We start from the raw sequence: 21099 nt of genomic DNA, 5'->3' as shown, positions 1-21099 counted from the left end.
GGCCTTGCCGACCGGATTCTCGGGAATTGATTTTGGCGTCCACCGGGTACCCGATTCGCCACGACCAAACGGTGAAGGTTCAAGAAAATCTCAAGCCTGACGAACCGACGCCTCGATTCCGTTCCACGACGCGGCCGTCGCCCGCGAGATGTTCGGCACCGGCAGGCAACGCTGACGTGGCCCCCGCCCCGGCGAGGCTGCTGGAACCGTGTTGTGGGCGACAGCAGTGCTCTGCGAAGATCTGTTCGCCGAGTCGCCTGCTGCCGCGGGCGGTCGTTTCGCTGGTACGTGGAGGTCGGTCGTGCGTTCGCGTCCTATTGTGTTCGGCGCGGTCTGCGCTGTGGTCGCGTCGTTCGACGTCGCAGCGCCCGGGCTTGCGCATGCCGCTTCCGTCATTCATGTTCGCCAGGTCTCGGGCTGCTCGGACACGGCTGCGAACGCCGGCAGCGACGCGGTGCCCTACTGCTCGATATCCGCCGCGGTCTCGGTGGTTCAGCCGGGGCAGGAGGTCGAGGTCGGGGAGGGTACCTACAAGGAGTCGGTAACGGTCTCCCGTTCGGGCACGCCGCAGGCTCCGATCGTCATCGCCGCCGAACCGGACACCCTGGTCTATCTGCAAAACTTCATCGATAATGCCCACTCGGGCCCGGTGCCACTGAAGCTGGACCATGTACACGATGTGACCGTGCGCGGTCTCAGAGTCCAAGGGTCCGAGCAAGACGCGGTGCTCGTCGACGGCTCCAGCGACGTAGTACTCGATCACCTGTTCGCCAGCGGCGGGGATTCCACTTCCTCGGTCGAGGTCACCGGCGGGTCGTCGAATGTCACGCTCAGCCGTAGCAATTTGGGCGGTTATGAGGCGCCGGCCGTTCTTGTCCACGGCGGTTCGCGCGATACCACCATCACCACGAACAACCTCGGCCTCGGGCAAGACGGCATCGTTGTCGACGGCGCGACCGGGACGGTCGTCACCAGCAACACCGTGTGGAAGTTGAAAGGCAGCTCCGTCGTCCTGAAGAACGGCGCCACCGGCTCGACGGTCGAGAACAATGTGCTGATTCCCCCGCGGACCGCCAAGCCCGCCACCGACACGCCGGTGTTCTCCGTCGACGCGGCCTCCGCCCCGAACACCGTCGCCGACTACAACACCGTCCAGGCCGGTGCCGGGTACGCCGCCTATTCCTGGGCCGGCGCCGTCCAGCACACCCAGGAAACCTTCACTCAGGCCAGCGGCCAGGGCACCCATGACATCGTCCAGATCGGCGACGAGCAAAACGGCGGGTGGCCGTCCTACTTGGCCGTGGAAGGCGATTCGCGGATTGATTCCGCCAATGTCGCCGCACCCGGGGAACTGCCCTCGGACATCGATGGCGTGACGGCGCTCGACGATCCGCGGGTCAGGAACACCGGGACCGGCAGCGGGTACCGGGACCGAGGCGCGTACGAGTTCAAGGATCCGCTGGCGAGCGGCGACATATCCTTGGTGCCGGCGGCCGCGCCGATCGGCGTTCCGGTGACGATCAAGGTCAATCCGTCGGTCGGGTGGTCCAAGAACCTCACCTACACATTCACCTTCGACGACGACAACCCCACGACCGTCTCCGGCCCGGACAGTACTGTGCAGCACACATTCACGACTGTCGGAAGGCGGACCGTGCGCTACCGGGTCACCGACGACCTGGGCGCTGAAACCCCCTGGCTCGGTGTGTACTTCGAGGCCGGTACGCCAGGCGACCCGCTCGTCCCGGTCCTGTCGACCAGCTCGCTTGGCGTTGAGTACGACTACCGCGGCCGGCCCGCCGTACGGATCGTGGTCGGTATGTACCCATCGCGGGATCCGTGGGAGATCACCCAGGCGTACGTCGACTTTGGCGATGGCACGCCGGAGCAAGGGCCTATTTCCGTCGATGCGAACCAAGACCTGGACCAGGACCATCTCTACTACGCCTCCGGCACCTACACCGTGAAGTTGACCCTGACCGACTACATCGGCCGGACCGCTTCGACGACTCAGAAGGTGACGGTCACTGTCCCGACCCTGCCCGCCACTCAGGCGACGGTCCACCGGATCGGAGGCGGAGACCGGTACGACACGGCGCGGTTGGTGTCCCAGGCCCAGTGGAAGGACGGAGCCGCGAGTGCTGTCGTCCTGGCCCGCGGAGACCAGGCGCCGGACGCCCTGGCCGGAGTGCCGTTCGCGGCGCGCATGGAAGGCCCGTTGCTGCTCACCGATCCCAAGAGCCTGGACCAGGAGACCAAAGCGGAGATCGCTCGCGTCACCGGCGGTCCGTCGGCGGACAAGACCGTGTACATCCTGGGCGGAGACTCCGCGGTGTCCCCGTCGGTCGAGTCCGGGCTGCGTGCCGCCGGGTACCACGTGGTGCGCTATCAGGGTGCTGACCGGTTCAAGACCGCGTTGGCGGTGGCCTCGGCGTTCGGGAACTCCTGGCGCGTGATCGTCGCCACCGGGCAGGACTTCCCCGACGCCGTGGCGGCCGGGCCGCTCGGCGCGCGGGAGAGCGCACCGATCGTCCTGTCGGACGGCAACGCGCTCGACCCGGCGACCGCCGCTTTCATCCTCGCGCATCAGGAGATCGAGCCGGTCGGAGGATTCGCCCAGCGCGCCGTCGCCACGCTGAACACCACGGGCAGAACGGTCGACCAGACCCTCTCCGGGCCGACCCGCTACGACACAGCCGTCGCGGTGGCGAACGCGCTCATCCAGCTGACCGGCCAGGCGCCGACCGGCGTGGGCATCGCCTCGGGCCAGATGTTCCCGGACGCGCTGACCGGTGGCACGTACGCCGCCCACCTGGGAATTCCCCTCCTGCTCACCGAGCCCACGGCCCTGCCCCCGGCGACCCGGATCCCGCTGACCGGATGGGCGAACTCGCTGGCGACCGTCACGGTCTTCGGCGGCGACAAGGCCGTCACCGGCGCTGTCGTGGACGCCGTCGCCGCCGCGGTGAAGGGCACGGTCAAGTGAGCCGCGCGGGCCACCACTGGCCCGCCGAGTTCACGGAGCTCCGGGTGACGGTGCGCACGACCTTGTGGTCACCGAGGTAGTAGAAGTAAGGCAAGGGGTTTGGCGACCCGCCTGACCTGCGGGACGCCGCGGGATGGCTCACGCCACAGATCGCGCCGCAGCCCACACCACAGCTCACGCCACAGAGCGCAGCGGAGTCGCCGGTTCCGCCGCCGTCCTGGCAGCCGCTCCGGCTTCGGCGGCAGGGCTCTCGGCTTCCCGTCCCCAGCGTCGGGCCAGCACCGTGCACGCCATCAGCTGCACCTGGTGGAACAGCATCAGCGGCAGCACCATCAGGCTGAGCTCGTGGCCGGGGAACAGCACAGCCGCCATCGGCAGCCCGCTGGCCAGGCTTTTCTTCGATCCGCAGAACACCAACGTGACGCGCTCCGGGCGGGCGAAGCCCAACCGGATGGAGGCGCGGCCGGTGATGGTCAGCACCGCGCCCAGGAGCACCAGGCAGCAGCCGATCAGCGCCAGCAGCCGGAGCGGGGACACCGTGTGCCAGATCCCGGCGACCATGCCCTCGCTGAACGCGCTGTAGACCACCAGCAGGATCGAGCCGCGGTCCACCAGCGTCAGGACCTTCTTGTGGCCGGCGATCCAGTCGGCGATCCAGCGCCGCGCCAGCTGGCCCAGCAGGAACGGGAGCAGCAGCTGCGCCACCAGGGAGGTCACCGCGCCGCCGTCGACCCGGACCGTGCCGCCGAGCAGGAACGAGGCCAGCAGCGGCGTGACCACGATGCCGGCCAGGCTGGAGAAGGAGGCCGCGCACACCGCCGCCGCGACGTTGCCGCGAGCCAGCGCCGTGAAGGCGATCGAGGACTGGACGGTGGAGGGCAGCAGCGTCAGGAACAGCAGCCCCTTGGCCAGCGTGGAGCCCAGCAGCGGGGTGGCGGCCGCCTCGGCGGCCAGGCCCAGCAGCGGGAACACGACGAAGGTGGAGGCGAGGATGGCCAGGTGCAGGCGCCACTGCTTCACGCCGTCCAGCGCCGCACGCGGGGAAAGGCGCGCGCCGTACAGGAAGAACAGCAGGCCGATGACGACGACGGTGACGTGCGACAGCCCGTCCGCCGCCCCGCCGCGCACCGGGAGCAGGGCCGCAAGCCCGACGGTGCCCAGGATGGCCAGCAGGTACGGATCGACGCCGACCGAGGTCAGGCGGGCGCGGACGGACTTCGGGCTGATCATGCGGGATCCTCGCGGTAATGAGCCCCGGCGGTCGGGCCGGGAGGGTGTTCGTCGGCTTGGGCAGCCAAGTCGAGTAGGTCTTCATCGGCCCCGGGGGCACCGACCAGGCACAGGCCGACCGGCGCGCCGTCGACGATCGCGCCCGGGATGCTCAGCGCGGGGGCACCTGCGGCGCCGGCCAGACAGGTGAGTCCGACAATCGCTGCGCGCAATGCCGGATCGGCGGCCAGCTCGGTGCGGCCTGGTCCTCCCGGAGCACCCGGCCCGCCGCCCAACCGCAACCGCAAGGGCGCCGGCGCCGGCGCCGTCGGGATCGCCAGCACCGTGCCGTCCCCGAGCCGCGCCACCAACCGCTCCCCGAGCCCGCGCACGACAGCCCGGCCCTCCTCGCACTCCGCAGCGCCGACCCGCCCGGCGTTCTCGAAGCGCGCCCCGACCCCGGGCCCGAACTCCGGCCGCTCCCGCGTGATCCACGCGCCGTGCGCGCCCCACGCCTCGAACGCCTGGACCAGGCTGAACGCGGCGCGCCCCGCGTGCCACGCCTCCAGGCGGTCGAACATCGGCGTGCGGTCGACGGGCAGGTCGAACCGCGCCAGCTCCCGGGCCAGCGCCTCGCGCACGGCGGGAGCCGCCTGCGACCACAGGTCGGCCGGGGCCCACAGCCGGGCCGGCGCGGCCGTTCCGGGCGCCGGGTCGAGCAGCACTCCTGCCGCGACCGTCAGCAGCTCCAGACGCCGGGTCAGCAGCCCCGCCACGTCGAACGACGGCGCCAGCGGCACGATCCCGTCCGCGGGCACGCGGCCGTGGGTGGGCCGCAGGCCGTACAGGCCGCAGTAGGACGCCGGGATCCGGATCGAGCCGGCGGTGTCGGTGGCCAGGCTCAGGTCCGCGAGCCCGCCGGCCACCGCCGACGCCGCGCCCCCGGAGGAGCCGCCGGTCAGGCGGTCCGGCGCCGCCGGGTTGGGCGCGGCGCCGTAGTGCCGGCTGGTCCCGCCCAGGGAGTAGGCGAGCTCGTCGGTGTGGGTCTTGCCGACGACGGTCGCCCCGGCGGCGCGCAGCCGGGCCACCGCCGTGGCGTCGCGGGCCGGGACGTCGTGCGTCGCCAGCCAGCGGGGATGGCCGGCGCCGGTGGGCAGCCCGGCGACGTCCAGGACGTCCTTCACCGCCAGGCGCACGCCGCCCAGCGGGCCGCCGCGGTCCTCGGCGGCGTCCAGGACCGGGATCCAGCCGACGAAAGCGTCGTTCACCCCGGGGGACTGCGGTGTCGGCTGCGAGCCGGAGGTCTTCCTGTTCATCACCGCGCCACCAGTCCGGCCAGGTCGGCCTTCGGTATCCGGCAGTGCACGCCCTTCACCAGATCGACGACCTGCGAGACGTGGAAATCGCAGGCGGCTGACAGGTACGCCAGCGCCACGGCGGACGGGACCCCGAACCGCTCCCCGAGGAACGCGATCGCGGCCCGCGCGGCCCGGCGCAGCGCCTCGTCCAGGTCCGGGTCCAGCCCGATCACGACCTGGTCCGCCGCGGTCTCGGCGAACGGTGCGGCCAGCGCCTTGGCCATCCGCCGCATCGGCTCGTCGGTCCGGAGCGTCAGGCGCACGGTGGCGCGCAGCGGCGCCTCGAACGCGGTCAGCGCGACCTCGCCGTCCCCCTGGGAGAAGTGCGGGTCGCCCGCGGCGAACAGGGCGTTGTCCACCTGCACCGGCAAGTACAGCTTGGCGCCCTCGGTCAGGAGTTTGATGTCGAGGTTCCCGCCGTGCGCGCCCGGCGGCACCGAGTGCACCGGCGCTTCGGTGGCCGAGGCCACCGCGAGGATGCCGAGGAACGGGGCCAGCGGCCAGCGCAGGGCCCGGCCGCCGGGCAGCGGGAGCCGGCCGAAGCCGTCGTCGTCGGCGTGCGCGACCAGGCACACCGGCGGGACGGGGGTGCTCGCGGTGCCCGCACCGCTCGCCCCGCCCGCACTGCCCGCCCCGCCCGGACTGCCCGCGCTGCCTGCACCGCCTGCACCGCCTGCACTCACCTCGGCGCGCGGGTACTCCCCGGCCAGCGCACCGCGCCCGTGCCGGTTGCTGATCACGCCGTACGGCGCCCGCCGCCGCAGCGCGAGCACCTCCACCTCCAGCACGTCGCCGGGGCGCGCGCCGGGGATCGCCACCGGGCCGGTCACGATGTGCGGCCCGGCCTGCTCCGGCCGGTGGCGCAGGGCGGCGGCGATCCCGACGGCGTCGGCCAGCAGCCGGTCCCGGCCGATCCCGGCGGCGCCGAAGAAGGCCGCCGGGTCCCCGCCCTGGTCGGCGAGCAGGCCCTCGTGGCTGACGGTGTCGAAGGTGACGGCCGTCCCCGAGGCGGCGGTCAGGACCGGCCGGCTCGCGGCGTTCGGCAGCAGCCCCCACGCGACGGTCTCCGGCGTCGACGGCAGATAGGCCGCGCCGTCGATCGGGCCAACGCCCGGCTGTAGTACGTTCACAACGAGCCCCCTCGGAAGTCGGTCGGGGTCGATTGTATGCAATCGAGGTGAGTGGTGGGACGCGGGGTCGAGGTATCGACGGAACAGGCTCCGGCCAGCGGCGATGGCGCCGGCGAGCCGGATGCCGGGCCGGACACCGGGTTGGCCGCCGGGCCGGACACCGGGCTGGCCGCCGGGCCGTCCGGCGTCGGGCCCGAGCCGCCGCGCCGGGCCGGCAAGGTCTCGGCGAGCGAGGTCAGCCGGGCGATCCGCGACGACATCATCCGCGGCGTGCACCCGCCCGGGTCGCGCCTGGCCGAGGAGGCGTTGTCGGCCCGGTACGGGGTGTCCCGCGTGCCGGTGCGGGAGGCGCTGCGGACGCTGGAGGCCGAGGGCTTCGTGCGCTCGCGCCCCTACGCCGGCGTGGTGGTCGCCGAGCTCGACGACGCCGAGGCCGAGGACCTGCTGGAGATCCGGGCCCGCCTGGAGCCGCTGGGCGCCGGCCGGGCCGCGGCGCGGCGCACGCCGGAGCAACTGGGCCGGCTCAAGGAGCTGCTCCTGCTGGCCGAGGACGCGCTGACGGCCGGCCGCCTGGCCGAGCTGGCCCGGCTGAACAGCCGCTTCCACGAGGTACTGGCGCAGGCCTCCGGCAGCCAGACGCTCAGCCAGCTGGTCACGCAGCTCAGTTGGAAGATCGCCTGGGTGTACGCGATCGAGCTGCCGCGCCGCGCCGAGGACTCCTGGCGGGAGCACGCCGAGATCGTCCAGGCCCTGGAAGCCGCCGACCCCGAGCGCGCCTCCGCGGTCGTCGCGCGCCATATTTCCCAAGCTCAGAAGGCCTATCGGCGCCGGGACACCGGGCCGGCGGCCCGGGTTGAGGATTCCGAAACCTAGCCGTTGCGCAGCGCGCGGATTCGCGCAACATGCTTTGTATACAAACTGCGGCATGGCTGATCTCCTGATCCGGCGCGCCCGGGTGGCCGACGACGCGCCGCTGTGCGACATCGTGATCCGCGAAGGGCGGATCACCGCGATAGTGCCCGCCGGAATCGCCGAGACTGGCGAGACCGGCGCTCCCGACCCGGCCGCCGGGACCGCCGAGACCGGCGCCCCCGACCCGGCCGACCCGGCCGCCGGGACCATCGACTGCGACGGCCGGGTCGTCATCCCCGGCCTCATCGAGTCGCACCTGCACCTCGACAAGGCCCTGCTGGACCGCGAGAAGCCGAACCCCGACGGCACACTGGCCGGCGCCATCGCCGTGACCGGCGAGCTCAAGCGCGGGTTCACGGCCGAGGCGGTCCGCCGCCGGGCGCGCGCCGTCGTCGAGGCCGCGATCGGCCACGGCACGACCCTGATCCGGGCCCATCCCGACGTGGACCCGATCGTCGGGCTGCTCGGGGTCGACGTGCTCCTGGGACTCCGCGAGGAGTACCGCGGCGCCGTCGAGATCCAGGTGGTCGCCTTCCCTCAAGAGGGGATCATCAAGGCCCCGGGCACCCTGGAGCTGATGCGCGAGGCGCTGCACCGGGGCGCGGACGTCGTCGGCGGCTGCTCCTACAACGAGGCGACGCTGGAGGACTGCCACCAACACGTCGACACGGTGCTGGACCTGGCGGTGGAGTTCGGCGTCCCGGCCGATCTGCACGCCGACTTCGCCGACGGGCCCGGGGACCCGCGCTACGCCCTGGCCGAGTACATCGCCGACGCGACCGCGCGGCGGGGGCTCGAAGGCCGGGTCGCGCTGGGGCACATGACCTCGCTGGCCGGCCGGGAGCCCGAGGACCGGGCCGCGGCGCTGAAGCGGCTGGCCGCCGCCGGGGTCGCCGTGGTGCCGCTGCCGTTCACCGACATGCACCTCGGCGGCCGGGGCGACGACACGGCCGTGCGCCGCGGCGTCGCGCCGGTGCGGGAGCTGTGGGAGGCGGGGGTGACGGCGGCGTTCTCCTCGAACAACGTCCGCAACGCCTTCACCCCCTACGGCAACGCCGACCTGCTGGACGTGGGCCTGTTCCTGGCCCAGATCGGCCACTTGTCGGGCCCGGCCGACCTGGCCCGGGTGCTGGCGATGGCGACCACCGACGCCGCGGCCGTGGTCGGCGTCGCGGATCGCTACGGGCTGCGCGTCGGGGCGCAGGCCGACCTCGTCGTGCTCGACACGCGCGCCGTCGCCGACGTGCTGCTGGACCGGCCGGTGCGCACGGCCGTGGTCAAGGCCGGACGCGTCGTGGCCCGGACCACCCGGGCCACTGAACTGGCCCTCGCGACGCGTTCCACGGCCTGACCCGGCCCGGCCGTGTCAGACCCCTGCTCTACCTCGGCCCCATCTGTGTTCCGCCTGTGTTCCGCCTGTGTTCCGAACGACCGCCGAACAACCCGATCAAGGAGTGTCCTGTCATGCGCGAACGCATCCCCCACGAGATCGCCGCGTCGATCCTGGCCGCCACCAGCGCCTTCATCGGCGGCACCGCGCTCAACCTGCCGCCGTGGGCGATCTTCATCTCCTGGGCCGGGACCTTCCTGGCCGGCGGCCCGAGCCTGCCCGTGGCCAAGCGCTTGTGGTACGCCATGCCCGCCGGCTCGGCCTTCGCCCTGGCCATCGTCTACACCGACCAGCACATCGGCGACAAGTTCGGCTCCGGCCGCGTCGCCCAGGACGCGATGCTGGCCCTGATCATCCTCGTGATCAACAGTGTCCTGATGTACGCCGGGCGCCTGAAGGCCCTGTCCCTGATTCCCGGCATGTTCCTGGGGTTCGCCTCCTACTTCGCCACCTTCTTCGGCGGATTCGGCTTCAAGGAGGGCAACCTGTGGGCCGCGTGGGTCAGCGTCGTGGCCATGAACGCCCTCGGGCCGGTCTTCGCCTACCTGTCGGGCAAGCTCACCTTCCCGGTGGCCACCCCCGCCACCCCGGCGACCCCGGCCGAGACCCCCGTCGCGCTCCCGGCCACCGCCGATGCCTGAGCTGCCGGTCGACGACCCCGCGGCGCTGGCCGAGGTCCTGGAGTCCTTCGCCCGCTATGAGAAGGCCCTCACCACCAACGACATCGCAGTCCTCGACGAACTCTTCCACGACAGCCCGAACACCGTGCGCCTGGGCGCGGGCGAGGAACTGTTCGGCTACCCGGCGATCGCCGAGTTCCGCCGGGCCCGCCCGGCGTCGGGACTGGCCCGGGACGAGGTCCGGTCGCAAGTGACGGTCTACGGCGATGCCTTCGCGGTGACCAGCTTGGTGTTCACCCGCGAAGGGACCGTCGGATTCGGGCGGCAGACGCAGTCGTGGGTGCGCTTCGCGGACGGATGGCGGATCGTGGCCGCGCACGTGTCCCAGCGCGGCTGAAGCAGACCGCGATCCCGAACGGCGTCCTGCCTCGGCCGGAATGATTCCGGCCGAGGCAGGACGCCGTCCGAATGAGCGCCGCGCCGATCGAGTTCGGCAACGACAGCGGCCACGACAACCGCAACGGCAGCCACAACGACAATCGCAACGACAATCGCAACGACAGCCGCGCCGCCGGCCGGGATGTGAACGTCCCGTGCAGCGTTGCCCCGACCACTTGTGAGCTGCCTGACAGCACCTTCAAGATCTGCCCGTGACCTCGAACCGGTATCTATGGCGGACAGCCCTCATCGTCGCCCCGTCCACCGTGCTCACCATCCTGATCGCCCGTGGCCCACGGCTGATACCCGTCGGCCTCGTCTTCGCCGCACCGACTGCGCTGTGGATCGGCGGCCTCCTTCTCTGGCGCCGAGCCAACGCCGCGACAGCCCTACGCCTCCTGGCCTCCGCCCTCGGCGTGCTGCTGATGATCTGGTGGGGCATGGCCGTCATGGCGATCGAGGCCCTGGCCCACCAATGAAGATCCGGCGCCCGAGGCGTCGCTCGGCTGCTGCTCGGACAGCAACAGCTGGGCCGCGCGGACGATATGGCGGGCGGAGATCTCCGCGGCGTCGAGTTGTTCGGCCGGAGTGCGCGAGTCGGGCATGTGGCGAACCGCGAGATGGGCCAGGGGAGCCGGGTTGCGGTGGTCGGCGAGGGTGGTCATCACGGCTTCGCCGAGGCCGCCTTCGGGGTGGTGGTCCTCGGCGATGATCACGGCCCGGGTCCGGGCCTCGCGGGCGACGGTGTGATGGTCCAGGGGCTTCACCGAGTACAGGTCGACCACGCGGGCCCGGACTCCCAGGCCCTGGAGTTCGTCGTGGGCCTTGAGCGCCTCGTGGACGGTGACGCCGGCGGCGAAGATGGTGACCTCGTCCTCGTCGGTACGGCGCAGGGTCTTGGAGCCGCCGATCGGGAACTCCTCGCCGGCGGGGTAGATCACCGGGTACGCGCCGCGAGTGAGTCGCAGATAGCTGATACCCGGCAGGTCGGCGACGGTCGCGGTGAGGGCCGCGGTGGCGGTGGCGTCAGCGGGATACAGGACTGTGGATCCGTGGATCGCGCGCATCATCGCGAGGTCCTCCAGAGCCATCTGGGAAGGGCCGTCCTCGCCGATCTCCACGCCGCAGTGCGTGCCGGCCACCACGAGGTTCGCCTGGGAGATCGCGGCCATGCGGATGAAGTCGTGAGCCCGGGTCAGGAACGCCGCGAACGTCGCGGCGAAGGGCTTGAAGCCGGCCGCCGACAGGCCCACCGCCGTGGCGATCATCTGCTGCTCGGCGATGTAGCTCTCCAGGAACCGTTCGGGGCAGGCCTTGGCGAACTCGTTGGTGTACGTGGAGTTGCCGACCTCGGCGTCCAGCACCACGAGGTCGGGGCGGGCGGCCAGAGCGGCCAGGGTGGCTCCGAACGCCTTGCGCGGGGCGACCTCACCGCCGTCGTCGAACGTCGGCAGGGTGACAGGGCCCTGATTGTCGGCGACCGCCGCCGCCTTCTCGCCGGTCGGGGCGCGGCCCGCCACCCGCAGCCGGCGCAGGCCGCCGAGTTCGGCGATCGCCCGCTCGGCCGTCTCCGGCGGCAGCGGCTTGCCGTGCCAGTCCGGGCTGTCCTCGATCTCTGAGAAGCCCCGGCCCTTGCGGGTGTGGGCCAGGATCACCGTGGGACGCGACGAGGACGCGGTGCTGTGCAGCGCGCCGTCGATCTGCGCCAGGTCGTGGCCGTCGATCGGGATCACCTGGGCCCCGAACGCCTCGGCGCGCCGGCCGTAGGCGTCCAGGTCCCACCCCAGTTCGGTGGGACCGCGCTGGCCCAGCCGGTTCACGTCCACGATCACGGTGAAGCCGCCGAGCTCGTGGCGGCGGGCCGCGTCCAGGGCCTCCCACACCGAGCCCTCGGCCATCTCCGAATCGCCGCACAGCACCCACACGCGGTACGGATCCCGCTCGGTCCCGCGTTCCCGCTCCCGCAGCCGGGCGGCCAGGGCGATGCCGACGCCGACCCCGATGCCCTGCCCGAGCGAGCCGGTGGCGGCGTCCACCCACGGCAGCCGCGGGGTGGGGTGCCCCTCCAGCAGGCTGCCCGCGCGGCGGTAGGTGACGAGCTCGTCGTCGGTGACGACGCCGGCCGCGCGGTACATCGCGTACAGCAGCGGGGAGGCGTGGCCCTTGGAGAAGATCAGATGGTCGTTGCCCGGGCAGTCCGGCAGCTCCCAGTCGTAGGTCAGATGCCTGGCCATCAGCACAGCCATCAGGTCGGCGGCGGACATGCCGGAGGTGGGATGCCCGGAGCCGGCGGCGGTGGAGCAGCGGATCGCGTCGACGCGCAGCTGCTGGGCCAGTTCGAAGACCCCCGGCAGAGCGGTGTCCTGGTCGATGGTGCTGGTGTTCTCGTCGTGGACGGTCATCGAGACGTCCCTTCGGATCGTCGGGAAATGTCGCCCGCGTACCCCCGTGCCCCCTCTCGAACCTCCTCGCGGCGCAAGGGGCGACAACTGGGGAACCGGCCGTTTGAGGTGCCGCGGTCCGGGCAGGCGAGGGCTTCATCGTTCGTCATGGCGTCCTCACAGGCCGTCACCGATGAAAAGGGAGGACAACCCCGTGAGCACCGTCGAAGCATCCGTCGAGGTCGACGTCCCGGTCACCGTGGCCTACAACCAGTGGACGCAGTTCGAGACCTTCCCCCACTTCATGAACGGCGTGGAGGAGGTCCGCCAGCTCGACGACCTGCACAACCACTGGGTGGTCAAGGTCGCCGGCGTGCGCCGCGAGTTCGACACCGAGATCACCGAGCAGCTGCCGGACCAGCGCATCAGCTGGCACACGGTGGGCGGCGACCTCCAGCAGATGGGCAACGTCACCTTCGAGCGGCTCGACGACGCGCACACGCGCGTCACCATCCAGCTGGACTGGGACCCGAAGGGCGTGGTCGAGAAGGTCGGCAGCGTGGTGGGCGCCGACACCACCCAGGTGAAGGCGGACGCCGAACGGTTCAAGACCTACATCGAGGAGCGCAACACCGAGACCGGCGCGTGGCGCGGCGAGGTCGGTCCGCATACCGGGCGCGGTTCGAGCAGTATCGATCCCATGTGAGGCCCCCGCCGGCCGGTGTCGATCCTCACAGGGGATTCCCGCCGGCCGGCGCTCAATCCGCTTTCGGTTCGCTCAGCCCGCTTACGCCTACCGCTCGCTCAGTCCGCTTCCGGTTCGCTCAGTCCGCTTCCGGTTTCAGATCCGCGACGAGCAGGGCGATGTCGTCGTCGTTCCCCTGTCCGAACCCGGTGAGCAGTCCGTCGCAGAGTTCTTCGAGGCCGCGGTCCGCCCCCTTGGCCACTGCGGCCTCGAAGGCGCTCAGCGTCTCGTCCAGGCCCACGGCGCGGCTCTCGACCAGTCCGTCCGTGTACATCACCAGCCGGGTGGGTCCGCTGAGCCGCACCGTGGTCGTGGTGAACCGGGCGCCGCCCAGGCCCAGCAGCTGGCCGTGGTCGGTGACGAAGGCCGTGACGCCGCCGGTCACCAGCAGCGGGGGGACGTGGCCGGCGTTCGCGACGTGCATGCGCCGCCGGTCGGGGTCCACCAGGACCAGGCACACCGTGACCGTGACCAGCGGGCGGTCCCGGGTCAGCAGGGTGTCCAGGAGCTCCAGGATCGTTTCCGGAGGGTGCCCCTCGACGGCGTAGGCGCGCAGGGCGTAACGCACTTCGCCCATCAGGATCGCCGCGTCCAGCGAGTGGCCGACGACGTCGCCGATCACCAGCAGCAGGCCGCCGTCCTCGGTCGCGATGGCCTCGTAGAAGTCGCCGCCGATCTCGGCGTGCGTGCTGGCCGGGACGTAGCGGACGGTCAGCTCCACGCCGGCCGGGCGGGGCAGCCGGGCCGGCAGGAACGACCGTTGGAGCTCCAGCGCGAGCGCGTGCTCCTCGGCGTAGTTCCGCAGCGATTCCAGTGACAGCGAACAGGCCTGCGCGATCTGCACCAGCAGCCGGAGGTCGTCCTGCGACGGCGGGGCCTCGACGGCGACCGCCACGCAGACCGGCGGACGGCCGCCGTGCGCGCGCACGGCGGCGACCAGGACGTCGCCGGTCAGCTGCGGTCCGGGGACCATGGCGCGCCAGCGCGCGACGGGCACCAGCATCGTGCGCGCGCCGCTGCGGGTGCCGAGCACGCTGTCGGCGATCCGGTCGAGCAGGTCGGCGTCGATGTCCTCGGAGACCATGGGCGAGCGGCCGTCCAGCTGGAAGGTGCGGACCGGTTTCCCCGACAGGCTCAGGTACACGCTGGCGGAATCGGCTCTCAGCACGCTGCGCGTCCCTTGGACCGCCGCCTCGGCGAACTGCTCGTACCCGGTGGCCCCGTGCAGGGCCAGCGTCGCCTCGTTGAGCTGCAACACCCGCGCGGCCAAGGACTGGGCCGCGCGCCGGGCCCGGGTGTAGCGCAGCACCGCGGTGATGGTGGCGAGCAGCTCGTCCGGGTCCACCGGCTTGGTGAGGTAGGCGTCGGCACCGCCGTGCAGGCCCTGGGCCCGGTCGCTGACCGAGACCGCCGACGCCGAGATGTGCACGACCGGGACGTCCGCGGTCGCCGGGGTCTCCTTGATGGTGCGGCACAGTTCGAAGCCGGTCATGTCGGGCAGCGCGATGTCGAGGACGGCGACCTCGGGCAGCGGTCCGGGGCCGGCCAGCAGCTCCAGGGCCTCGGTGCCGTCGGCCGCCTCCAGGACCTCGTGGCCGGCCCGGCGCAGCCACTGCGTGAACACGTACCGGCCGGTCATGTTGTCGTCGACCACGAGGATCAGCCCGGGCCCGTCGTCGGGGGCCGGAGCGGTGCTCATGCCGGAGCTCCCCGGTCGGGTTCCGGCTCCAGGTCCGGCTCCAGGTCCGGCTCTACCTCCGGCTCCACGTCCAGATCCAGGTCCAGCTCCACCGTGCGGGGCAGCGCCGCGATCACCGTGGTGCCCTCGCCGACCGCGCTGGTCAGGGTGATCGTGCCGCCCAGCAGCGTCACCAGGCTGCGGGCATAGGGCAGCCCGAGGCCGGTGCCCGCTTTGCCGCGCTGATGCGCCCCGCGCACCTGGTGGAACTCCTCGAAGACCTTCGCCTGCTCCTGCGGCGGGATGCCGATGCCGGTGTCCTCGACGACGAACTCGACCAGGTCCGCGCGGCCCGCCGCGGCCCGGACGCTCAGCCGGACGTGTCCGGCCTCGGTGTACTTCAGGCTGTTGCTGATGAGGTTGCGCAGGATCCGGGTCAGCATCGTCTCGTCGGTGACCAGGTCCGGCAGCTCCTCCGGCGCCGGGAACAGCAGCGCGACGGCGGGATTCGGGTCCGCGGCCGGCCGCAGGACGGACTCCAGCCGGGCGAGCAGCAGGGCCAGGTCGACCGGGCCCGGCTGCGGGGTGAGCTGTCCGGCCTCGGCCTTGGCCACGTCGAGCAGGTCGTCGACGAGGTCCCGCAGCGTCTCGCCGGAGGCGGCGATCAGGCCGACCTGCTCGCGCTGCAAGGCACCGAGTTCCTCGGGGCCCGACACGGCGAGCAGCCGGCTCAGCCCGATCACCGAGTTCAGCGGGCTGCGCAGCTCATGGCTGACGTTCGCCCAGAACCGCGTCTTGGCCTCGCTGGCCTCGCGCAGCCGGCGGCTCTTGTCCTCCAGCTCGGCGTGCAGCGCGACGACCCCGATGTTGGTCTGCTCCAGCTCGCTGGAGATCTCCGCGTAGAGGTCCAGGACACCGGCGTTGGCCCGTTCGAGCTCCTCGTTGCGGAGCCGCAGCTCCTCGCTCCGGGCCCGCTCCGCCTCCAGGGCGGCGACCAGGTCCTGCGGAACCGTCCGGCGCAGGGCGACGCCGCCCCGCTGCTCGGGGCCGCGCTCGGGGCCCCGCTGCTCCGGGCTCCGCTCCGAGCCCCGCTCCGGCCCGCGACGGATCAGGCCGCGGATCAGCCGCCGGGCGGACTCGGGCGCGTCGGCGGCCGACCGATCCGACTTCGGCGGAACCGGGTTCGACGGAACCGGGTCCGACGGAACCGGGTCCGAAAGCTCTGGGTTCGGCGCATCGCCGTCCGTCCAGCGGATGGTCACCTCCAGGGTCGGCACAGGACGCGGCGTTCCTGATATCCGGGCCGGCGCCCGGTCAAACGCCTTCGGCCGCGAGATCACCGGAGGTTCCGGAACCGCGACGCACGGTGCGGGCGGCAAGCCTGCTCAAGGCAGCCGGCGCCCCCGCCGGGCGAGCCTTCGACGCGTCAGCTCCGCGAGGCGCCGTGCCACGGTGCTCATGAGGTCCTCTCGTCGGCGGCGCTCATACTCTGCCCGGACGGAGACCCACAGGCAGAACAACGCCAACGGCACCTCGACGCCCAGAGCCAGCACGAGGGCGAAGACGAACTCCTTGAATGTAGGCGCTGAGAGCACGTCGAACCACGCGTCTATGAGCAACATCACCGCGGTCATTCCCGCCGTGACCTCCACATATGCCCGCCGGCGCAGCAGCGACCAGCCGGTCCGTATCAGCAGGGCGCACAGCAGCAGGTCGAAGCCGACCCAGGAGGCGTTGTAGTGCGCCGCCTCGGACTTGTCCGGCAGATAGACGGCGAGGTTCGCTGTCCAGGGCAACGTGAAGAACCCCAGGACGAGGAGCAGCCATCCGGTCCAATGCGGGACATTGCGAGGCGGGGCCACCTTCGCGCCGATCCCGGAAGCGCTCTGGTCGGTCACGGGTCCGCCATCCGATTCCCCCTCGCCGGCGCCACGCCCCGGTCCGGGAAACGCGGCAGTGCTGCTGGATTGCCAGGCTTATAGGCGGATGGCGCCTCTTCAAACACCTGATCACATGGTTCGGCGGGAGCCGGACAGTCCCGGCCGGTTCCACAGCGCGCGGACCGTCTTCCCCGTCCCGGATGGATGCACGACCGCCTCGAACCTGGTGACCAGCTTGGAGACGATGTGCATCCCCATGCCGCCGGCGGTGCCGTCGGAATTGGCCATGCGGATCGAGGGGGTGACGGTCTCCCGGTCCTCCACCTCGATCACCAGCTGCCTGGACGAGGCACTGACCACCAGGCTCCACCAGCCGCCGCCGTGGATCACCGCGTTGCTCAGCAGCTCCGACACGACGAGCTGGACGGCGCCCGAGTCCGCCCATTCGCACCGGTGCCGCAGGTGCTCGGCGGTGATCCGGCGCGCCTCGGCCAGGTCCGACTGGTCGGACGTGACGTGCAGCCGGCTCTGCTCGCCCAGGCCGGCGGCGGGCATCGCCGTCCTGTCGCTCTGGTAGACCTCCGCGTCGCTCGTCATAGTGCCCGGTCCTTCGTGCCGATCGCCTCACCCAGGTCATTGGTGAAGCGGAACGCGTCAAGGAGATCGGTGACCTGGAACAGCAGGTGCACCTGGGGACGCAACGGGCCGACCAGCCACAAGTCGGTGGCCGCCCGCGCCCCCAGCAGCAGATGGAGCACGGTCGAGTCGGCGAACTCCATGCGGGACAGGTCGATGACGCCGCGTCCGTCCGGCCCGGCCTCGTGGAGCGCCACGAACGCGCCGGTGAGCTCGTCGAGCGAGTCCAGGTCGACCTCTCCCGCGAGCGCGACCACCGGGACGCCGCCGATCCGGGTGACCGTCACGTGCACCGAATCGGGATCCTGGTCTTCAAGGCCGATCGCGCCGACGCCGAAACCGTCGAGACTGCGGGCCTCCGTCGCCGACAGCAGGTCGCCGACACCGGCGACGGAGAGCAGCGCCGCCAGCCGCGCGGACTGTCGCACCAGCACCAGCCGCGCACCGGTCTCCGCGGTCTCCCGCCGGGCCATCAGCAGTGCGGCCAGTCCGCTGTAGTCGCAGGCGCGCAGGTGCGCGCAGTCGATCAGCACCCGGTCGCCGGCGGCGCGCAGGCCCGGCAGCAGCGTCCGGAAGATGTCGAGGAACTCCTCGGCGCTGTCGTGGTCGAGGTCGCCGCGCAGCACCAGGTCGGCCGCCGGACGATCGCCGGCCTGGCCGGCCTGGCTGGCATTGCCGGAATGGCCTGCATGGCTGGCATGGCCGGTATGGCCGGAGGACACCGCCTCCAGGATGGGCTCGGTCATGCCGCCCGCGCTTCCATCGCCGCGTGCCCGGCGGCGTTCAGGCTCGTCGCGCGGGGGAAGTCCCGCAGCTGGGTCCCCAGCAGGTCCAGCGCGCTGGTCAACGCGTGCGGGGGGACGCCGCGGTCGGAGAGGATCGCCCGCGTCCACGCGATGAACCCGGCGAACAGCGCCGCGTCGTCGACGTAGAGCGCGCTGGCCAGGAACCGCACGATGTGGTCGATGTCCTCGATCGTGTACTGCATCTGCTGCGGGGTGTAGTCCCGCATCGCCGGGACCTGCTCCTGGAGCGCGGCCACGATCGCCGAGACGATCCTGGACCGGTTGGCGGCGACGTGCGTGTACTCCTGATCGGCCAGATGCGGCAGATCGTCGACGGCCTGATGCGGCGGGCGCGGGCGCGGCAGCGGCCGGTCCAGCACGGCGAGGGCGGCCCGCGCGTCCCCGGCCCAGGCGTCGGCGCCGAGCAGGCGGGCGTACTCGCCGTGCGGGCCGAACGCCGCGCCGCCGGCCAGGACCGGCACCGAGGCCGCCTGGCACGCGGTGATCGCGGCGTGGGCGTCGGGAAGCCGCAGGGCCAGGGTCGCGGACAGGGCGACGACGTCCGGTCCGCTCTCGTGGAGATGGGAGATCAGGTGCGGGCCGGGGACGTGCGCGCCCAGGAAGTCCACCCGCCATCCGCCGAGCGAGAGCACCTCCGCGAGCAGCCGGGCCGGCATGGCGTGCCACTCGCCGTCCACGCAGGCCACGGTGACCCGACCGCGCGGCGCCGGGGCGTGACGCCGGTATCCCGGATGCCCGCCGAGCGCGGCCAGGACCCGGTCGCCCAGCGCGGTGGCGGCGTGCTCCTGGGCCACCGTCAGCAGGTTCGCGGCCCATTCGGCGCCCACGCGGGACTGCGCGGCGCCGACGAGGTCGAGCACCACGGTCTCTGCCGGGACCCCGCAATCCAGCGCGGACCACGCCGTCGCCAGCGCGGCGGACTCGTCCCGGGCCATCAAGGCGTCCCAGTAGCCGTCGACCGTTTCCGCGGTCAGGACGGCGGGGGCACCGGTGGTCCCGTCCCGGCCGGAGTGCGAATCGATCGACCAGTCGCCGGTCTCGCCCATCTCTGATGTTCTCTCCATGTTCCGTTACCCCCGCTCTCTGTCCACGCGCTCCTCGCCGGTGCGCCGTTCGCCAGTGCGCCGCGCGCCCACGGCTACCCGACCGGAGCCGGCGGCCGGATCGGGGCGATCGGCGCGGTGATCGCCACGACCGCCATGTCGTCCCGCCGGTTCGACGTCAGCCATTGCTCCGCGAGCATCTGGATCCGCTCGACGACGGCCTCGGCGGGCAGCCCGGCACACCCGGCCAGCGCCTGCTCCAACCGGTCCGCGCCGTAGTGCTCGGTCCCGCTGAGCCCGCCCACCGCGTCGGTGATCCCGTCGGAGTACAGCAGGCAGGTCTCGCCCGGCGCGAGCAGGAACTCGCTGCTGGTGGCCCGCACCGACTCGACCGCCCCGATCAGCGTGCCGCGGCTCGCGGCCCGCTCCACGGAGCCGTCGGTCCGCACCACGAGCGGCGGCGGGTGGCCGCCGCAGGTGACCCGGACCGCCACCCCGTCCGCCACGCTCCGGGCCGAGGCCAGCACCAGGGTCGCGAACCGGGTGTGCCGGGAGCTGAGCAGCGCCCGGTTGAGGGACTGCAGCATGCGCTCGTGGTCGCTCTCGACCGTTCGCAGCACACTGATACTGGTCCGGATCCGCCCGGCGAGCATCGCGGCCGCCACGCCCTTGCCGGACACGTCCCCGAAGACCACCAGGACGCCCGGATCGTCGGGCGTCGGCCCGTGGAAGTCGTAGAAGTCGCCGCCGAGGCGCTGCTCGTCGCCGGCCGGCCGGTAGCCCCCGGCCAGTTCGACGCCGCCGACCCGGGTCAGGCTCGGCGGCATCAGGTCCTCGGCGAGCGTGCGGGCCAGCGCCGACTGCCGCGTGAACAGCAGCGCCGCGCTGATCGCGGCGCCGGCGCGCGCGGCGAACACTCGGGCCAAGGCCTCCTCGGACTCGGTGAACCGCTCCTGGCCGCGGCCGCGCAGCAGGACGAGCGCCCCGGCCGGGATCCCGTTGCCGGGCAGCGGGGTGACGATCAGCGAGCCCGGCTCCTGGAGGTCGCCGGGGACCAGCCACCCGGGCGCGGCGGCTGGATCGATCCAGCGCGACGGGACCGGGGGGAAGCCTTGCAGGGCCTCGGACAGCCCCGGGACCTCGGCCGGATCCACGCGCAGCGTGCGGCGCTCGACGGCGCCGGAGCGGGCCACCCTGGTGATCGCGATCCGGCGCCGGGACGGCGGTGCCACGACCACCGCGACCTCGGCCAGGTGCCGGGCCGCGAGGGTGGCGGTGATCTCCAGCGAGCGCTCGACGTTGAGGGAGGACATCAGCTGGTTCGACGCCTCGACCAGGAAGGCGGTGGCGCCCGCGTCGAGCGCGGATCCGGGTCGGCGGTGGCCGGAGGCCGGATCCGAGCCGGAGTCCAAGCCGAAGTCCGAGCCAGAGTCCGAGCCGTCGTCCGAGCCGAAGTCCGAGTCGTCGTCACCGGCCAGCCACCAGGCCAGCCGGCCGCCGGGCCAGCGGCTCGCCGTCCCGCGCACCAGGCGGTTCCCGATCCGGCCGCTCGCGTGCGGTCGCCCGGCGGCGTGCGCTTCGGCCAGCCAGCGCGGGACGCAGTCCTCGAAGCCGGCGTCGACCCGCATGCCCGGGACCGCCTCCACGGCGGCGGGATTGGCGTCGACGACCCGGCCGCCGCCGTCCACGACGACGACGGGGAACGGAGCCAGCGCGAGTATCGACGCCACGGTCGATGGGTCGAAGCTCTCCGTCGCCGATTCGGTGGACACTGGTTGACTCCCTTCGCAAACGGCTCTCCAGTTTTACCTGTCCGGCATGCGTCATGGCATACCAGGGGAGGGCGCGAGGCACGTCGCGCTTCTCCGCCGCTCCGGATGACCAGTT

At 72.3% G+C, this 21099-nt stretch carries 18 protein-coding genes; 7 read left to right on the top strand and 11 right to left on the bottom strand.

Annotated elements, in window-relative coordinates:
* The first annotated feature begins 301 nt into the window (after positions 1–301).
* Positions 302–2986, top strand: coding sequence for a cell wall-binding repeat-containing protein (locus ABD481_RS00375; RefSeq protein WP_344663410.1), 2685 nt, complete (start codon positions 302–304; stop codon positions 2984–2986).
* 174 nt (positions 2987–3160) lie between these two features.
* On the opposite strand, the gene ABD481_RS00370 is transcribed toward ABD481_RS00375, so the two are convergent.
* Genes ABD481_RS00370 through ABD481_RS00360 form a run of 3 tightly spaced genes read right to left on the bottom strand, consistent with a single transcriptional unit; the run spans position 3161 to position 6683 of the window.
* Entirely contained in the window at positions 3161–4216 is a 1056-nt protein-coding gene (locus ABD481_RS00370; protein WP_344663409.1) for a bile acid:sodium symporter family protein, read from the bottom strand.
* Entirely contained in the window at positions 4213–5511 is a 1299-nt protein-coding gene (locus ABD481_RS00365; RefSeq protein ID WP_344663408.1) for an amidase family protein, read from the bottom strand. The genes ABD481_RS00370 and ABD481_RS00365 overlap by 4 nt, the downstream gene beginning before the upstream one ends.
* The gene (locus ABD481_RS00360; protein WP_344663407.1) at positions 5511–6683 is read right to left on the bottom strand and encodes an acetamidase/formamidase family protein; all 1173 of its coding nucleotides are present in this window, start codon (positions 6681–6683) and stop codon (positions 5511–5513) included. The genes ABD481_RS00365 and ABD481_RS00360 overlap by 1 nt, the downstream gene beginning before the upstream one ends.
* A 165-nt stretch (positions 6684–6848) precedes the next feature.
* On the opposite strand from ABD481_RS00360, the gene ABD481_RS00355 reads away from it, so the two are divergent.
* The 5 genes from ABD481_RS00355 (at position 6849) to ABD481_RS00335 (ending at position 10259) form a co-directional block, all read left to right on the top strand.
* Entirely contained in the window at positions 6849–7556 is a 708-nt protein-coding gene (locus ABD481_RS00355; protein ID WP_425559086.1) for a GntR family transcriptional regulator, read from the top strand.
* A gap of 52 nt (positions 7557–7608) precedes the next feature.
* Positions 7609–8946: an amidohydrolase family protein gene (locus ABD481_RS00350; protein WP_344663405.1), complete on the top strand. Its 1338-nt coding sequence runs from the start codon at positions 7609–7611 to the stop codon at positions 8944–8946.
* A gap of 113 nt (positions 8947–9059) precedes the next feature.
* Positions 9060–9626, top strand: a complete 567-nt coding sequence (locus tag ABD481_RS00345) for a DUF1097 domain-containing protein (protein WP_344663404.1) — start codon at positions 9060–9062, stop codon at positions 9624–9626.
* Positions 9619–10002, top strand: coding sequence for an oxalurate catabolism protein HpxZ (gene hpxZ, locus ABD481_RS00340; protein WP_344663403.1), 384 nt, complete (start codon positions 9619–9621; stop codon positions 10000–10002). Before ABD481_RS00345 ends, hpxZ begins: the two co-directional genes overlap by 8 nt.
* A gap of 71 nt (positions 10003–10073) precedes the next feature.
* Positions 10074–10259 carry a hypothetical protein gene (locus ABD481_RS00335; RefSeq protein ID WP_344663402.1) on the top strand — a complete coding sequence of 62 codons (186 nt, stop codon included), beginning with the start codon at positions 10074–10076 and terminating at the stop codon, positions 10257–10259.
* Positions 10260–10432: 173 nt separating this feature from the next.
* On the opposite strand, the gene ABD481_RS00330 is transcribed toward ABD481_RS00335, so the two are convergent.
* Positions 10433–12445 carry a transketolase gene (locus ABD481_RS00330; protein WP_344663401.1) on the bottom strand — a complete coding sequence of 671 codons (2013 nt, stop codon included), beginning with the start codon at positions 12443–12445 and terminating at the stop codon, positions 10433–10435.
* Positions 12446–12638: 193 nt separating this feature from the next.
* Here ABD481_RS00330 and ABD481_RS00325 point away from each other — a divergent pair, with 193 nt between their 5' ends.
* Positions 12639–13130 carry an SRPBCC family protein gene (locus ABD481_RS00325; protein ID WP_344663400.1) on the top strand — a complete coding sequence of 164 codons (492 nt, stop codon included), beginning with the start codon at positions 12639–12641 and terminating at the stop codon, positions 13128–13130.
* Positions 13131–13248: 118 nt separating this feature from the next.
* On the opposite strand, the gene ABD481_RS00320 is transcribed toward ABD481_RS00325, so the two are convergent.
* The 7 genes from ABD481_RS00320 to ABD481_RS00290 all read right to left on the bottom strand — a co-directional run bounded on the left by ABD481_RS00320 (position 13249) and on the right by ABD481_RS00290 (position 20984).
* Positions 13249–14868 carry a SpoIIE family protein phosphatase gene (locus ABD481_RS00320; protein ID WP_344663399.1) on the bottom strand — a complete coding sequence of 540 codons (1620 nt, stop codon included), beginning with the start codon at positions 14866–14868 and terminating at the stop codon, positions 13249–13251.
* The gene (locus tag ABD481_RS00315; protein ID WP_344663398.1) at positions 14865–16124 is read right to left on the bottom strand and encodes a sensor histidine kinase; all 1260 of its coding nucleotides are present in this window, start codon (positions 16122–16124) and stop codon (positions 14865–14867) included. The genes ABD481_RS00320 and ABD481_RS00315 overlap by 4 nt, the downstream gene beginning before the upstream one ends.
* Positions 16125–16232: 108 nt before the next feature.
* Positions 16233–16745, bottom strand: coding sequence for a hypothetical protein (locus tag ABD481_RS00310; RefSeq protein ID WP_344663397.1), 513 nt, complete (start codon positions 16743–16745; stop codon positions 16233–16235).
* Positions 16746–16856: 111 nt separating this feature from the next.
* Positions 16857–17324 (bottom strand): ATP-binding protein, encoded by a 468-nt coding sequence (locus ABD481_RS00305; protein WP_344663396.1) that lies wholly within the window; start codon positions 17322–17324, stop codon positions 16857–16859.
* Positions 17321–18109 (bottom strand): STAS domain-containing protein, encoded by a 789-nt coding sequence (locus ABD481_RS00300; protein WP_344663395.1) that lies wholly within the window; start codon positions 18107–18109, stop codon positions 17321–17323. Before ABD481_RS00300 ends, ABD481_RS00305 begins: the two co-directional genes overlap by 4 nt.
* The gene (locus tag ABD481_RS00295; protein WP_344663394.1) at positions 18106–19233 is read right to left on the bottom strand and encodes a cobalamin B12-binding domain-containing protein; all 1128 of its coding nucleotides are present in this window, start codon (positions 19231–19233) and stop codon (positions 18106–18108) included. Before ABD481_RS00295 ends, ABD481_RS00300 begins: the two co-directional genes overlap by 4 nt.
* 74 nt (positions 19234–19307) lie before the next feature.
* Entirely contained in the window at positions 19308–20984 is a 1677-nt protein-coding gene (locus ABD481_RS00290; protein WP_344663393.1) for a PP2C family protein-serine/threonine phosphatase, read from the bottom strand.
* Between the last annotated feature and the right edge of the window lie 115 nt (positions 20985–21099).

Origin of the sequence: Catenulispora yoronensis, from assembly GCF_039531695.1 — a bacterium.
Lineage (GTDB): Bacteria > Actinomycetota > Actinomycetes > Streptomycetales > Catenulisporaceae > Catenulispora > Catenulispora yoronensis.
Note: the sequence above shows the minus strand (reverse complement) of the source record. Positions and strands in the feature narration are given on the sequence as shown.